Source organism: Helicobacter ailurogastricus (assembly GCF_001282945.1).
Classification (GTDB): domain Bacteria; phylum Campylobacterota; class Campylobacteria; order Campylobacterales; family Helicobacteraceae; genus Helicobacter; species Helicobacter ailurogastricus.
Window position 1 is genome coordinate 36,842 of the sequence record NZ_CDMG01000004.1, and the last position, 15,049, is coordinate 51,890.

Below are 15,049 nucleotides of genomic sequence, written 5' to 3' on the forward strand. Positions count from 1 at the left end.
CAAATAGCCTTAAGTCAAGGCACGCACCACCTGCGCCATCGCTCCCACGCTTTCTAAAACTTCTTGTGGGGTAATGGTGTAGGCGGGCATAAAATAAATGGTGTCGGCAAGAGGGCGCAATAAGATTCCCAACTCCAAACCCTTTTGAAAGACCGCAAGGCTTAGGCGTTTTGTGCCCTTGTAGCCTGTCAGCTCAAAGGCAAAGACCATGCCACAAGCGCGCAAATTTTTAACCCCCTTTAAGCTCCCTAGTCGCTCTTGCAAGTGTGCGCTGATGTCTGCACTTAGTTTTTTATTCTTTTCAACAACGCCCTGCTCGAATAAATCTAGCGTGGCGTTGGCACAAGCGCAGGCTAAAGCGTTGCCCGTGTAGCTGTGCGAGTGCAAAAAACTTTTATTTTGCTCATAAGGGGCGTAAAATTGTTCGTAAATGCTGTTTGTGGTGAGCACCACCGCTAGGGGCAAATACCCCCCCGTGATGCCCTTAGACAAACACAAAAAATCGGGCTTGACTTGGCATTGCTCAAAGGCAAAAAGCGAACCCGTGCGCCCAAAGCCCACGGCGATCTCGTCAAAAATGACATGCACTCCTAGAGCTTGGCACATCTTGGTGGCTTGTTTGACAAAATCTGCGCTGTAAAAGTGCATGTTGCCCGCACACTGAATCAAAGGCTCTAAGATAAAGGCGCTGATGTTTTTATGCTCTTTTTGCAAAAGGACTTGTAAGGCTTGTAAGGCTCTGGGCACATCGGCCTCGTTTTTAGGCACTGGGGTTTGCAAATGCTGGCAAAAAAGCTCTTTGTAAGTGTCCTTATACAGCCCCACCGCGCCCACGCTCAAAGCCCCCAAAGTCTCGCCGTGGTAGCCATTTTCTAGGGATAAGAATTTGGGCTTTTGTTTGCCCTCAAGCAAGTGGCTATGGTAACTCATTTTTAACGCCACTTCTACGCAAGCCGAGCCATTGTCGGCAAAAAAGCACTTCTCAAACCCGCTTAGAGCGCACAATCGAGCAGCTAAATTAATGGCCTGTGGGTGGGTTAAGCCCGCTAATAAAACATGCTCTAGAGTGTCTATTTGCTCTTTAAGTTTTTGGTTGATGTAGGGGTGGTTGTGCCCAAAGAGATTCACCCACCACGAGCTGATCGCATCGATGTAACGATTGCCCTCAAAATCGTGGAGATACACACCCTTAGCGCTCTTAATGGGCAACAAGGGTAAATCTATATAATCGTGCATTTGGCTACACGGGTGCCAAATGTGTTTCACATCTAAGGCGTGCCAGCCGTCATTTGTCATGCAAATCCTCTAAATCGGCATTTTCAAATTATGGGTGAAAAATTTAGAATTATTTTAGTGAATTTTTTATAAAATCAAGGCTTATGCGAAATTGTGTAACAAAGGGTAAGGGTCTATGATCTCGTGGATGCAAAAGCACAAAAAGTACTTGGTGGTGACTATTTGGATCAGTACCATCGCTTTTGTGGCTGCGGGCATGATTGGGTGGGGGCAGTATAATTTTTCGCTTGCAAGCGGGGGTGTGGCCAAAGTGGGGCAAATCTCCATTACACAAGAGGAATTGGCTAGAGAACACAAGCAGCTTTTAGACATTTACAGCCAGTCCATCCCCAACTTTAAAGACTTGAGCGAGAAAGAGATCAAAGCTCTAGGGATTGAGCGCAGCGCGTTAAACATCCTCATTAACCAAGCTTTGCTTAAAAATCTTGCCCTCGATTTGGGGCTTGGAGTGAGCGACTCTGAGGTTGTGGCCGAGATTCAAAAAAGCGAGCTTTTCCAAAAAGATGGGCATTTTGATGAGGGTTTATATAAAAAACTCTTGCAGGAGAACCACTACCGCCCCAGTGCCTTTGAAGACAGCGTGAAAAGCACCTTATTGCTTAAAAAAATCTCTGCCCTTTTCCCCCAAGCCCTAACCCCTTTAGAGCAAGAGGCTTTTATGTGGCCCTTAAAATTGCAAGATAGGGTGCGTATAGAGGTTTTAGAACCCCAAGAAATCCCTTTAAAAGAGGAGAGCCTAAAAGCCTACTACGATCAGCACAAACAAGATTATAAAAAGCCCACGAGCTACACCTTAGAGAGTTTGCAAATTAGTGTCAAAGACAACCCCAAAGAGAGCGTTTTAAACGACTATTACAACAAACATAAAGATCAGTACACCTTGCAGGGCAAACCCCAAGAGTTTAGCAAGGTTTTAAAGCAGGTGCGCCAAGACTACAACCAAGAAACAGCCAAAGAGCAGGCTTTGCAAAAATACCTAGCTTTAAAAAAAGGGCAGATCAAGCCAGAGAGCGCAACTTTTACAAGTTTGCCCTACTCTGAGGACATCAACCAAAAAATAAAATCCATGCGGGTGGGTGAAGTGCTTAAGCCCTTGCCCTACAACGAGGGCTGGGTTGTTTTAAAACTTGTGGCTGAGGACACAAACGCCCTTGAGAGCTTTAAAGAGGCGCGGGCTAAAATCGCCCAAATCTTACAAACCGAGGCGCAAATTAAGGAGCTCAAGAAAGAAGCCTTGCAAAAACTACCCAACTTTAAGGGGAGCGATATAGGGCTTTTAAACTTAGACTTTAAGGGCAATATCCACGATTTGGGCGAAAAACCCTCTAAAGAGTTGGTGAGCTACATCTTTAAGCACCCCTACAAAGAGGGCTTTACTTTATTAGAGGGGCCTAAAGCCGTGTTGTATAAAGTCTATGCCCAAGACTTCAAGCACGCCATCAGCAATGCGGATTATTTAAAACAGATGGCGCAAAATTTAAAAGCCCAAGCCCTAGATGGGGCTTTAGTGGCCATGCTTAAACAACGCTACAAGGTTTCGTTATATGCCAAGTAGGAGCCACCCTTGAATCCCATCATTTTGGGCGTGGATATTGGATCGAGCAAGATTTGCGCCATCATCGCCGAATTGAAAGAGGGCACGCCACAGGTGATTGGTGTCAGCGTGCATAAGTCTGAGGGCGTGAAAAAGGGCAATATCAGCAACATCAGTCAAGCCGGCGAGATTGTCAAAAAAGCCATTGAAGATGCCAAGCGCATGGCAGGTCTTGCCTTTATCGAAAAAGCGATCGTGTCGATCTCGGGGGCTTGCGCACAAAGCGTCAATAGCGCGGGACTCATCAATGTGCCCAACAACGAGATCACGCTCAAAGAGATCAACCGGGTTTTGGACACGGCACTACACAGCGCACACATCCCCACGGGCTATGAAGTGATCCACATTTTGCCCTACCAGTTTAAGCTAGACAGCCAAGACAACATCGAAGACCCTATGGGAATGAGCGGCTCGCGTTTAGAGGTTTCAACCCACATTGTAACGGTGCAACGCAGCAGCCTAGAAAACTTGAGGCGCACCATCCAAATTGCCGGCGTGAAGATTGAAAATGTCGTTTTGAGTGCCTACGCGGCTTCTATCGCCGTGTTAAACGAGGACGATAAAGCCTTGGGAGTGGCGTGCATTGACCTTGGTGGAGGGACTTGCAACATGATGGTCTATGAGGGCGGCTCGATGTGTTTTAATAACTACCTAAATGTGGGCTCGGAGCACATCAGAGACGATTTAGCCAGCGTGCTAGAAGTGCCCCTGGGCACGGCCGAGTACATTAAAAGGCAGTATGGCAATCTCATGGCAGAGGAGAGCGAGCAAGAGATTGAAGTTCCCGACATCGGTACAGAGAACAAGAAAAACCGCCTTTCTTTGCAGTTGGTGCATAACATCATCCGGGCTAGGGTGGTCGAGACCTTTGATGTGCTTAACCGCCGCTTGATTAAGAGCAATCTTAAGGACAGTATCCGCCGAGGTGTGGTGCTGACCGGGGGGATGACGCATGTCGAGGGGATTAGAAATGTTGCGGCCGTGATTTTTGGCAATATCCCCGTGCGCATTGCTAAACCTGCCGAGCTTAGTGGGCTGTCTGAAGAGCTTAAAGACCCCACAAGCTCGGTCGCCATCGGCTTGATTTTATACGGAGCGGGCAAGCACACGAATTACGAAAAAGACTCGGAAAAAGTGATCCGCTACAAAGAAAATAAACAGGCTTTACCCGCTGGTTTTACCTACACACAAGAGCGCAATTACATTGAAACGGATTTAACTAATCTTAAGCATACGGGCGAAACGGAAAGTGTAAAAGAGAGAAAAAAGGATATAATACCCACTCCTGAGATACCGAAAAAGAGTGGGTTTTTGGACTGGTTCTCCAAGTTATTTTAAAGGATGAGTCGTGGCGATGGTGCATGAAGACATAGGCGTAGAAGAGATTTTTGAGACGAATGGGGCGAAGATCGTGGTGATTGGTGTGGGAGGTGGGGGCTCGAATATGATCGCCCACTTGATCGCCACAGGTACTTTTAAGGACATCACTTTAATCGTAGCCAACACAGACGGGCAGGCTCTCAAATCCTCAAGTGCAAAAAATAAAATCCGCTTAGGCGAAAAGCTCACGGGGGGCAGGGGTGCTGGGATGAAGCCAGAGATCGGCAAACAAGCCGCCCAAGAGTGCATCGAGGCGATTAAAGAAGTCGTGAGCGGGGCGGACATTGTCTTCATCTCTGCCGGGCTTGGTGGGGGCACGGGCACGGGCGCAGCTCCCGTGATCGCCCAAGTGGCTAAGGATGCGGGGGCTTTAACCGTTTCAGTCGTCACCAAACCCTTTAATTTTGAGGGCAAAAAGCGGGCAAAGATTGCCGAGGAGGGCTTAAAAGAGCTTAAGGCGGTGAGCGATTCGATCGTGGTGATTCCTAATGAAAGATTGGTGGGCTTCATTGACAAAAACATGGGCATGAAGGACAGCTTTAAAGAGGTGGATAATGTCCTTGCCAAAGCCGTTAATGGGATTTCAGGGGTGATCATCAATTACGGCGAAAACGACATCAATGTCGATTTTGCCGACCTTAAAACTGTCATGGGGCATAAGGGCTTGGCCTTAATGGGCATTGGCGAGGCCACCGGGGTCAATGCCGCCACGGTGGCAGTGGAAAATGCCATCACTTCGCCTTTATTTGACAACATTTCCATCAATGGGGCAATGGGGGTTTTGGTGAATTTCGAGTGCCACCCTGATTATCCCCTAGCCGAGATCACTGCCGCTGTGGGGATTTTAGGCGACATGGCCGATGACGATGCGGACATCATTTTTGGTAAATGCACTTCAGCCAACATGCCCACAGACCAAATTAAGGTCACGATTGTCGCCACGGGCTTTGAAAAACAAGAGGAACAAAAATCCGAGCCCAAACCCGAAAGCACCCCCAGTTTGTCTAAAAACACTTTGGGTGGTTTGCGTTTAGCCAGCGGAGACGATGCCTACCAGAACGTGGATTTAGACATCCCCGCCTATCTACGCCACCAGAAAGACTAATAAACCGATAGGATGCGGGATTTATAATCCGCATACTCTCCCCTTAAAATCGCTTCCCTAGCGCCTCTCACCAACTCTAAATAAAAATGCAAATTATGCAAGCTCGCCAAGCGGAAGTAGAGCAATTCTCTGGCCTTGAAAAGATGGTGTAAATAGGCTTTAGAATAACGCTTGCAAGTGTAGCACGCGCAATTTTGATCTAGGGCTTCTTGACTCTCTTTGTGCGCTTGCGCCTTAATGGAGAGCTTGCCAAGACTTGTAAAAAGTGTGCCATTGCGGGCGTTTCTTGTGGGCATCACACAATCAAACATATCCACGCCCAAATCTATGGCTTCTAAAATGTCTTGTGGCGTGCCCACCCCCATTAAATAGCGGGGTTTGTCTTTGGGTAAAAACTCCTGTGTGTACGCCACTGTGGCATACATCTCCTGCGCACTCTCGCCCACAGCCAGCCCTCCAATAGCGTAGCCATCAAAGCCAAGCGCGCTAAGTTCTAGCGCACTTTGGCGGCGTAAATTAGAGTCTATGCCCCCCTGCACAATGGCAAAAATATGGTTTGTGCGGCTAGCGTGGCCTTTGTGGTGATCTAGGCTTATTTTTGCCCACTCTGTGGTTTTTTGCACCGCTAATTTTAAACGCGTAAAAGGCGCGGGCAAGCCCACTAAATCGTCTAACACCATACAAATATCGCTGTTAAGGGCGTATTGGATGTCTAACACTTTAGAGGGGGTGAAAAGATGGGTGCTCCCGTCAATGTGGGATTTAAACACAATGCCCTCTGTGTGCGCTTTGGTGTTGTGCTTTAAAGAAAACGCCTGAAACCCCCCGCTGTCGGTCAAAAAATTGCCCTGAAACTTTGTGAATTTGTGCAACCCGCCTAGTTTTTGGATTAAATTTGCCCCCGGTCTTAAATAGAGGTGGTAGGTGTTGCCTAAGATGATGGGGGCTTTTAAATGATCTTGCAAATCCAAAGCGTCTAAACTTTTCACGCTCGCTTGCGTGCCTACGGGCATAAAAATCGGGGTTGCTACCTTGCCGTGTGCTAATTTTAAAGTCCCCGCCCTCGCTTTTTTATCCACGCCATCTAAGGTAAAATCCATTTTAAACCTTAACCTTTTTAGTTATAATAGCTGAAAATATCGGGAAATACGGGTTGAAAAAAGTTGCCTTGATTGTTGAGGGCGTGGTCGCCAAAAAGTTCATGGAATTAGTGGTGTCTAAGTACTTCAGCAATAATTTTTATTTAGTCATCACCAAAAACTCCGAGTGCTTGCCCCCTAGTTTGCCTAGCACCTTTGAGTTGCACATTTTCGATCCCACTTCTAGCTACCGCCTAGCCCCTCTAATCGATGCGCATGTAAGCGATGCTTTCGTCTTGTTAGAGGATGTCAAAGAACAGCAAGCCGTGTGCGAGCTGATTAGACAAAAAAATAAAGAAGTGCGGCTTGTGAGTTTGGCGCAAAAGTGGGAGGGGGCAAAAGACGATCGCATGGTTTTACTGGACCCGATTCAAATCATCGCCAATAAATTCATCGCCAAAATCCCCAATGTGCCGAGTGTCCCACAGGGCTTTGGACTAGAACAGGGCGAGGTGATGGAAATAGGCGTACCCTTTGGGAGTGTCTTTGCCTATCGCCATATGGACTCTCTGCGCCAAAAGGATTACCGCATTGTAGGGGTTTATCGTAAAAATGGGTTTCACTTAAGCCACCCTTCTATGGTGATACAACCCAGAGATCAGCTCTTGGTTGTGGGTAATCCCGAAACTTTAAACAATGTCTATTTACAAGTTAAAAGCAATGTGGGGCAGTTTCCCGTGCCTTTTGGGCGGGATTTTTATTTATATATCGATATGTGCTTACAATCTAAAAAATCTTTGCAACGAGACATTGAGCAGGCCTTAAGCTTACACAGCCAGCTTAAAAGCGCCATGCTCTTTATCCACGTGTTAAACCCGACAGACACTGCCACCATCGAGCAGATACGAGAAATTGAGGCCAAGAACATTCGGGTGGTTTTAGACTTCAAGGGCCTAAGCTTTGCGGCCAAATTGCAACAAGACAGCCAAAGGAAAATCGGGCTTGTGATTGTGGGCAAGGAGATTTTTAAACGCCAAGAGAATCGCAAAGCTTTATTTGAGAGCGTGAGCCCGATTTTTAAAACCAACGCCACGGGTTTAAAGGGGATTGAAAAAAGCCTTGTGGTGTTGAATAAAAGCATGGAGCATAGTGAGGACATTTCATCGGTCATGTTTGATGTCTGTTCCCAGATGAACTTAAAAATGTTGCTCTACGACTTTGACCCTGACAAGCGCTACAACACCGCTGTTATTGAGAACTACCGCTATTTATCCCACATCTACAATAGGACAATCAAAGTGATTCGCACGCAAAATAAAAACCCCGTTTTGTTTTTAAAGAGCCTAGAAAGCCCGATTTTACAATTCTTGCCCTTTGAGTCTTGCATCACTAAAAACCCATTTTGGGGGCTGTTTTTTGCCAAGTTAGAGCGGGTGGCGTTTTTAAACGACACACACCCGCAAATGTTTATCCCGGTGGTGGAATGATGCAACTAAACATCCAAACCAAAGATTTTAGCTACCCCGTGCGTATCGGCAATTTAGAAACAATCACGCACACGGGTAAGGTTTTAGTGATAAGCGACTCTAAAGTCGCCCCCTTGCACCTAGACACTTTATTAAGCAAGTTGCAAGCCCCCCAAATTTTTACCCACGAGATGGCGAGCGGCGAAGAGCACAAGACATGGGAGGGCGTAGAACAAATTTTAGAGCGCGCTTTTGAGGCGAATTTGAGTCGTAAAGATTTAATGCTGGCTTTAGGCGGGGGCATGGTGAGCGATATGGTGGGGTTTGCAAGCGCCATTTATAAAAGGGGCATTGCGTTTCAAATTGTGGCGACCACGCTTTTAGCGCAAGTGGATGCGAGCGTGGGGGGCAAAACGGGGATCAATAACAGACATGGCAAGAATTTAATCGGGGCGTTTCACCCCCCAAGGGCGGTCCATATTGACCCCAAATTTTTAAAAACCCTGCCAAGAAGGGAGTTTCAAGCGGGCATTGCCGAGATGATCAAAAAAGCCGTGTGCTTTGATCAAGATTATTTTTTGTGGTTAGAGCAACACCCCTTAGAGCAACACCTAGAACTTGGCATTTATAAAAGCGTGGCGATTAAGGCAAGTGTTGTGGCGCAAGATGAAAAAGAAGAGGGCTTGCGCATGGGGCTAAATTACGGCCACACCTTTGCCCACGCCATTGAAAAGGCAGGCGCGTACAAAACGCATTTACACGGCGAGGCGGTGGCAATTGGCATGCAAATGGCTAACGCTCTAGCATGCCATTTAAAGCTGCTGGATGGCCCGACACAAGAGCGCATCAAGGCTTTGCTTGGGCACTATGGCCTAGATCTGCCCTACAAAATCGCAGATTTTGAAAGTTTTTACAAGGATTTACAAATGGATAAGAAAAACACCACGGGGATTTGCTTTATTTTGCCTAAAGGTTTGGGCGCTTTTGCCGCCACAAACAGCGTAGAAAAAGACACTTTAAAAAAGGCGTTGCATGCGTGGCTTTAGTTTATTATTTTTGCTTTTGGGCTTGCTTTTTGCCGACAGCGTGTCGGAATTGCAAAGCAAGCTAGATAACCTCAATAAAAAGCTAGAAAAAAACGACAGCGTGTGGCTGCAAAAATATAAAAACTTTGAAGACTATGGCAAGATCTCTTTAGAGATTGCCAAAATCCAAGATAACCTCAAAAAATTAGACGGCAATAGCCTAGAGGCCAACACGCTCAAGCACAGCCTACAAGCCTTGCAACACCAAGAAAAATTGCTCGAATCTTACAAAACCAACCCCTTTAAGGGGCTTGTGGAAAAGCCCGCCATCACCAATGTCCCCAACATCAACAACCCCCTAGCCATCGTTACCGGCTTATCCTACATTAAGGCCATGCGTGCCAAGCTCACGACTTTGCAGCAACACCAAAAGGTCTTGCAACAAATCATTGCAAACATTAATGAGAGGTTGGAGATTTTGCAAGAGTTGCGAGCCTTAGATTCCAAAAAATGGGAGACCTCTCTTTACCAAGAGAAAGTTAAAAAAATCGAATTTAAAAGCGCGCAAAACCTGCTTAATGCGAGTCTAGATGCCTATGTCAAAGACATGGAGGAAACCACCCAAAACATTAAGGCCCAAATCAAGGACCAGCTTTTTAAACTCCTTTATGTGCTGTTGATCGCGTGCGCTAGCATCGTGCTTGCGTGGGTGCTAAAACATCTAAGCCACAAATACCTTTACAACGACGAGCGCGCCTACACCATCAACAAGGCGATCAATTTCATCAACGCCAACGTTGTGGTTTTAATCTTTCTCTTTGCCTACTTAGAAAATGTGTCCTACCTTGTTACGATGCTAGGCTTCGTGGGCGCAGGCTTTGCCATTGCCATGCGCGACTTGTTCATGAGCATGCTTGGCTGGCTGACAATGATTTTAAAGGGGAGCGTGCATGTGGGCGATCGCATCAAGGTGTCTAAAGATGGCAACACCTATGTGGGCGATGTCCTCGACATTTCTATGCTCTACATCACGCTGTTTGAAGATGTTACCTTAACCACCTACCTTAAAAACAATGGGCGGGCGGGGCGCATTGTTTTTATCCCCAACAACTGCATTTTTAACGGGTTGCTCACCAATTACAGCCATTTGGGCTTAAAGACCGTTTGGGACAGCTTAGATTTTTTTTTAACTTTCGACTCTAACCACGAAAGGGCGAAAGAAATCGCTACACAAATCGCCACCGAGTGCTCTAAAGATTACAGCCAAACCACCGCGACACAGCTTGCCAAAATGCGCACAAAATACGCCCTGCGCACCATTGAAACCGCCCCCAAAGTCTTTTACATGGCCGAGAAAGAGGGCATGCGCTTGTATGTGTCCTATTTAACCAACGCTTATGCCACGCTCACTCTGCGCTCCACCATCTCCACTGCCATTGTGCAAGCTTTCTTAAAAACCCACGATGTTTTCTTAGGTCCTGCGCTCAAAGAAGCGCAAGAGAAACAAGAGCAAGAAGTACAGGAAAAACAAGTCCAAGAAGTGCAAGAGAAGCAAGAAAAACAAGAAAAGCAAGGCGATTAAACCAAGCTTGCCACCATTGCTCTAATGCGCTCTTGATAAGCTTTTCTAGCTTTTAGGGCCTCTTGCATGCTCACGGCTTTAAAGCGCACTTTTTGGTTGGGCGCAAATTGCCCCAATCTGTCTAAATCACAACTAATCAGGGTGCAATACATCGCAAAGCCCCCGCCACTAGGCGCGTCTCTTTGTAAAACGATGGGCTCATTGCCCCCGGGGGCTTGCATCGAGCCCACGGGATAACACGCGTCCGTGATGTTGCTAGGATTTGCCCCCGCTCCAAAGGGTTGGGGCAAGTCCTTATAGGTGAATTTCTGCCCGTTTTTAAAGCGATAACCCAGTCTATCTGCCTGAGTCGATACCACAAAAACATCGCTAAAAAGATTATTAAGACTCTGCTCTGTAAGTTTGTAATCTTGCAAGCCCAACACCACCCGCAACTCTTCGATCTCATCAAGCTTTAAATGGTAGGCACTATCTAGGCTTTTTGCGCTGGGTTTGCCTGTGGGCGTGCCTATGGGTAAAATGTCGCCGGCCTCTAGTTTTCGCCCCTTAAAGCCTCCAATGCCGCCTAGCGGATAGGTGGAACGAGAGCCCATCACAAGGGGGACATCCACGCCCCCGGCAATTGCCAAATACGCCCGAGCCCCCTTTTTAAAGTAGCTAAACTCCAAAACACCCCCAGCGGGCACTTTTAACGCCGTGTAGCTAGGCATTTCTTGCCCGTTGATTTTGGGCGTGGTGTGCGCCCCACACACGGCAACAATGGCTTCCTTTTCAAACTCCAATTTTGCCGGCATCAGCGCCATTTCTAGCCCCGCCATGTTTTGATCGTTGCCTACTAAAGCGTTAGCCACGATAAAAGAGGCTTGATCGAGTGCCCCGCCCGGGGGGATTCCTAAATGGTAGTAGCCATAACGCCCTAAATCTTCCACGAAAGTTGCAATCCCCGGACTGATGACTTTAAAAGTATTCATGCCAAAGCCTTTAAGATCTTTTGGTTATAGCCCGTGGGGTTGGCTTGCCACTCTTGCAAGGAAAAGGAGGTTGGGCAGATTTTTAAATCAAAAGTCCCTGCCTCCACTTGCTTAACATGGGCATTGTATTGTTCTTGGGTGCAAGGGCTGAATTTAATGATGTCCCCCGGGTTTAAAAAAACCATGCCCTCTTTAAAATAGGGCAGTCTTTGCGCCGGATCCCACACAGGTGCTGGGGTGATGCCCATCATTTGATAGCCCCCCCCGCCTCTAACCGCATAAATGCACCCAAAGCACCCGCCATGCCCTATGGTTAAAGCCGGGGTGTCGATGCGCGCGATGGGGTATTTAGGCACTTGTATTTGCTTTTTGCGCTCCACAAGTTGGTAAAGCCAAGGCAAGCCCGCCACAAAGCCTATCATGCTCACAAACCACGGGCTTTCAGCGTGCGCTTTGATGAACGCCTCTACACTCTCATAGCCATTCATTTGGCGAGCGTATTCTATGTCTGTCATGTTTGGGTCTAGGTTTGCGCCCGGTTCTCTGCATTGGTGGTTATTACGAAACCCCATCAAACACTCGTGGGTGTAAGGGTCGTTGTAAAAAACGGGCATTTCTATGAGGCGGGTTTGGATCGTGGTTTGCGCCCCCACAACTTCTTTTTCTAGGGATTTTAAGAGCTCTAGGGCTTGCTCGTGTGGCAAAATGTCTGGATTAAAGGCGATCATATAAGACGCATTCGCCGGGCAAATCTCGCTGATCCCCTCAACTTGCATTTCTCTTAGTTTTTTACAAATCGCCATCGCCAAAAAAAACGCCTCTAAGGACATGCCATCCTCGCTCACCTCCACAAACAAAAAGGTATCCCCGCCAAAGCTGTATCTAAACGCCATGCTTGCCTCCTATGTAGTCCTCTAAAAAATGTATGCTGTAATCGCCTTTTTGCACCCGCTCGTGCTTGATGAGCTCTTTAAAGAGCCCAATGGTGGTCTTCACCCCCTCGATTTTAAATTCGCCCAAAGCCCTTTTGAGCTTACTTAGCGCAAAGGGGCGGGTTTGGTCATAAACAATGAGTTTAGCCACAAGCGAGTCGTAAAAGGGCGGGATGGTGCGCCCACTAAAGAGCATGCTATCTAAGCGGATGCCCGAGCCTGTGGGGCATTGCAATTTACTGATTTGCCCCGGGCTTGGGAAGAAGTTATTTTGTGGGTCTTCGGCATTGATACGCACTTCAATAGAATGCCCCCTTAAAGAAATGTCCTCTTGCTGATAACCCAAAGGCTCACCATCGGCAATCCTTAGCATTTGGCGCACCAAATCCACGCCCGTAACCATCTCTGTAATGGCGTGCTCGACTTGTATGCGGGTGTTCATCTCCAAGAAATAAAAGCCTTTAGTTTTAGAGTCGTATAAAAACTCTAAAGTCCCTGCCCCCTTATAGCCCACCTGTTTAGCCATGCGCACGGCGCACGCACATAAAGCCTCCCTTGTTTGGTCGTCTAAACTCGGGCTTGGGGCCTCTTCTAGCACCTTTTGCCTACGCCTTTGCATCGAGCACTCGCGATCGTAAAGGTGGATCACATTCTCCCCGTCTCCTAAAACCTGTACTTCTATATGCTTGGCGTTGTCTAAATACTTTTCTAAATACACCCCTCCATTGCCAAAGGCACTCGTGGCCTCCGCCACCGCCACGCTAAATTGCTCTTTCAACGCCTTTTCATTTTCGACAAAGCGAATCCCCTTGCCCCCGCCTCCGGCTATGGCTTTAATGAGTAGAGGATAGCCGATGTGTTGGGCCTGCTCCAAGGCTTGTTTTAAATCTTGCAAAACGGGCGTGCTAGGCATGGTAGGCACTTGGCTTTTTTTGGCTTGCTCTAGGGCTTTGGCTTTATCCCCCATTGTAGCGATGGTCGCGCTGGAAGGACCGACAAAAATGATCCCTGCCTCCTCGACTTTTTGCGCAAAAAGGGCGTTTTCGCTCAAAAACCCATAGCCCGGATGGATCGCATCGACCTTCGCCTCTTTGGCAATCTTTAGCACATTTTCTATATTTAAGTAGCTTTTATAGGCTAAATTCTCCCCCACTCTATAAGCCTCATCGGCTAGCTGGCATGCCAAGTTGCCTGCGTCAGCATCGGTGTAAATCGCCACCGCTTGCATGTTCAACTCATGGGCGGCTTGGATGATGCGCACTGCAATCTCGCCCCGATTGGCGACCAACACCTTAAATATCTTGCGTGGAGTGTAAGCCATTCATTCCACCACAAAGAGCACATCGCCGGGGTTGACGAATTGTTCGTTCTCAGCCTTGATCTCTACGATCTTGCCCGCCACTCCGGCTTTGATCTCGTTAAAGGTTTTCATCACCTCAACAAGGCATAAGGTGGTGTCGGGCTGAACTTCTTGGCCCACTTCTACAAAGGGGGCGGCATCGGGGTTAGGCTTTCGATAAAATGTCCCGGGGATGGGGCTAATGACTTCGTGCATGGATTCTCCTTTAATCTTTGTGGATTTTGGGTTTTTGGATTTTTATGCCATTTTCCTCTAAAAGCTCTTTTGTGGCTTGGATTAAAGCCAGTGCTCCGGGCGTGTCGCTGTGGATACAAACCGAGTCAAAATCCACAGGTATCACCTTGCCGCTCACGCTCTCAACGCTCCCTTGTTGGCACGCTTGCAAAACTTTTTGGGCAACCTCCTCAGGGGTGTAGGCTCTAGCACGGCGCACCATCACAAGTTGCCCATCATCGCCATAATCGCGATCCCCATAAAACTCCCGCACAAAGGGGTGTTTTAACTCTTTAGCCACAGCGTGTGTTTCTGTGTTTTCCATGCAATAAATAGGCAGGTTGGGATCGTATGCATGCAAGGTGTTGATCAATTCATAAGAAAACGCCCGATCTTTGCTCGCGTGTATATACAAGCTCCCGTGCGGTTTAAAGTGGTGCAAGCGCCCGCCTAGCAGGTGTAAAAAGGCTTGCAAAGCCCCCATTTGATAGAGACAATCATTGGTAAGCTCCACAGGATTAGCCACAATGTGCCTACGGCCAAAGCCCACCAAATCCCTAAAGCTCGGATGTACCCCGATTTGCACGCCCTGCTCTAGGGCATTTTGTACAGAGTGGCGCATGATATTTGGGTCGCTGGCGTGAAAGCCTGCTGCGATGTTGCAACTGCTGATCAGTTTCATGATCGCATCATCCACGCCATCGCCAATGACCCAAGGCCCAAAACACTCGCCCATATCGCTGTTTAAATCGATCTCTGTTTTCATGTGGCTCCTTTGCAAGATGCTAGAAGTATGGCATGCAAACATCAACGCTCAAAGTTTGTGAATTTAAAATAAACCCCAAGCCCTTCAAGCGTTACTAAACCCCCCAAACCCGGCAACTCCAATAGCTTTAAGGGGCGCAGCTGGGGTTTGCGCTCCTTTAATCTAGCTAACATGCTTAAAATAACAAAGGAGCAATGCGTAAAAAGGCAAGCGCTGGATTTGGGGCTTTTGTGGCCCTGCGCCCAGTGGGAGGTGGTGTGTTGGATTTCTAACCACAATT

13 protein-coding genes are annotated in these 15,049 nt (G+C 47.6%); 6 read left to right on the forward strand and 7 right to left on the reverse strand.

Annotated elements, in window-relative coordinates; translation table 11 throughout:
- Positions 1 to 9: 9 nt before the first annotated feature.
- Positions 10 to 1,296 carry an adenosylmethionine--8-amino-7-oxononanoate transaminase gene (locus HAL07_RS03195; protein ID WP_053945097.1) on the reverse strand — a complete coding sequence of 429 codons (1,287 nt, stop codon included), beginning with the start codon at positions 1,294 to 1,296 and terminating at the stop codon, positions 10 to 12.
- 115 nt (positions 1,297 to 1,411) lie between these two features.
- Here HAL07_RS03195 and HAL07_RS03200 point away from each other — a divergent pair, with 115 nt between their 5' ends.
- Genes HAL07_RS03200 through ftsZ form a run of 3 tightly spaced genes read left to right on the forward strand, consistent with a single transcriptional unit; the run spans position 1,412 to position 5,375 of the window.
- Entirely contained in the window at positions 1,412 to 2,851 is a 1,440-nt protein-coding gene (locus tag HAL07_RS03200) for a peptidylprolyl isomerase (RefSeq protein WP_053945098.1), read from the forward strand.
- A gap of 9 nt (positions 2,852 to 2,860) precedes the next feature.
- Positions 2,861 to 4,228, forward strand: coding sequence for a cell division protein FtsA (gene ftsA, locus HAL07_RS03205; RefSeq protein ID WP_053945099.1), 1,368 nt, complete (start codon positions 2,861 to 2,863; stop codon positions 4,226 to 4,228).
- Between the two features lie 16 nt (positions 4,229 to 4,244).
- Positions 4,245 to 5,375 (forward strand): cell division protein FtsZ, encoded by a 1,131-nt coding sequence (ftsZ, locus tag HAL07_RS03210; RefSeq protein WP_053941513.1) that lies wholly within the window; start codon positions 4,245 to 4,247, stop codon positions 5,373 to 5,375.
- Here the strand turns inward: ftsZ and tgt are convergent.
- Positions 5,372 to 6,475, reverse strand: coding sequence for a tRNA guanosine(34) transglycosylase Tgt (gene tgt, locus HAL07_RS03215; RefSeq protein WP_053945100.1), 1,104 nt, complete (start codon positions 6,473 to 6,475; stop codon positions 5,372 to 5,374). The genes ftsZ and tgt overlap by 4 nt on opposite strands.
- Before the next feature lie 53 nt (positions 6,476 to 6,528).
- Between tgt and HAL07_RS03220 the strand changes: the two genes are divergently transcribed.
- The 3 genes from HAL07_RS03220 to HAL07_RS03230 are packed head-to-tail and all read left to right on the forward strand — an operon-like array spanning position 6,529 to position 10,527.
- Positions 6,529 to 7,941, forward strand: coding sequence for a COG3400 family protein (locus HAL07_RS03220; RefSeq protein ID WP_053941501.1), 1,413 nt, complete (start codon positions 6,529 to 6,531; stop codon positions 7,939 to 7,941).
- Complete coding sequence (gene aroB, locus HAL07_RS03225; protein ID WP_053945101.1) at positions 7,938 to 8,966, forward strand: 3-dehydroquinate synthase; 1,029 nt, start codon at positions 7,938 to 7,940, stop codon at positions 8,964 to 8,966. Before HAL07_RS03220 ends, aroB begins: the two co-directional genes overlap by 4 nt.
- A complete protein-coding gene (locus HAL07_RS03230; RefSeq protein WP_053945102.1) occupies positions 8,953 to 10,527 on the forward strand; it encodes a mechanosensitive ion channel domain-containing protein in 1,575 nt (524 codons plus the stop codon). The genes aroB and HAL07_RS03230 overlap by 14 nt, the downstream gene beginning before the upstream one ends.
- Here HAL07_RS03230 and HAL07_RS03235 read toward each other — a convergent pair.
- Genes HAL07_RS03235 through pxpA form a run of 5 tightly spaced genes read right to left on the reverse strand, consistent with a single transcriptional unit; the run spans position 10,524 to position 14,769 of the window.
- A complete protein-coding gene (locus HAL07_RS03235) occupies positions 10,524 to 11,498 on the reverse strand; it encodes a 5-oxoprolinase subunit C family protein (RefSeq protein ID WP_053945103.1) in 975 nt (324 codons plus the stop codon). The genes HAL07_RS03230 and HAL07_RS03235 overlap by 4 nt on opposite strands.
- Positions 11,495 to 12,391, reverse strand: coding sequence for a 5-oxoprolinase subunit B family protein (locus HAL07_RS03240; protein ID WP_053945104.1), 897 nt, complete (start codon positions 12,389 to 12,391; stop codon positions 11,495 to 11,497). The genes HAL07_RS03235 and HAL07_RS03240 overlap by 4 nt, the downstream gene beginning before the upstream one ends.
- Positions 12,381 to 13,751: an acetyl-CoA carboxylase biotin carboxylase subunit gene (locus HAL07_RS03245; protein ID WP_053945105.1), complete on the reverse strand. Its 1,371-nt coding sequence runs from the start codon at positions 13,749 to 13,751 to the stop codon at positions 12,381 to 12,383. The genes HAL07_RS03240 and HAL07_RS03245 overlap by 11 nt, the downstream gene beginning before the upstream one ends.
- Positions 13,752 to 13,985: an acetyl-CoA carboxylase gene (locus HAL07_RS03250; protein WP_053941507.1), complete on the reverse strand. Its 234-nt coding sequence runs from the start codon at positions 13,983 to 13,985 to the stop codon at positions 13,752 to 13,754.
- A gap of 10 nt (positions 13,986 to 13,995) precedes the next feature.
- Positions 13,996 to 14,769 (reverse strand): 5-oxoprolinase subunit PxpA, encoded by a 774-nt coding sequence (gene pxpA / locus HAL07_RS03255; protein ID WP_053945106.1) that lies wholly within the window; start codon positions 14,767 to 14,769, stop codon positions 13,996 to 13,998.
- Between the last annotated feature and the right edge of the window lie 280 nt (positions 14,770 to 15,049).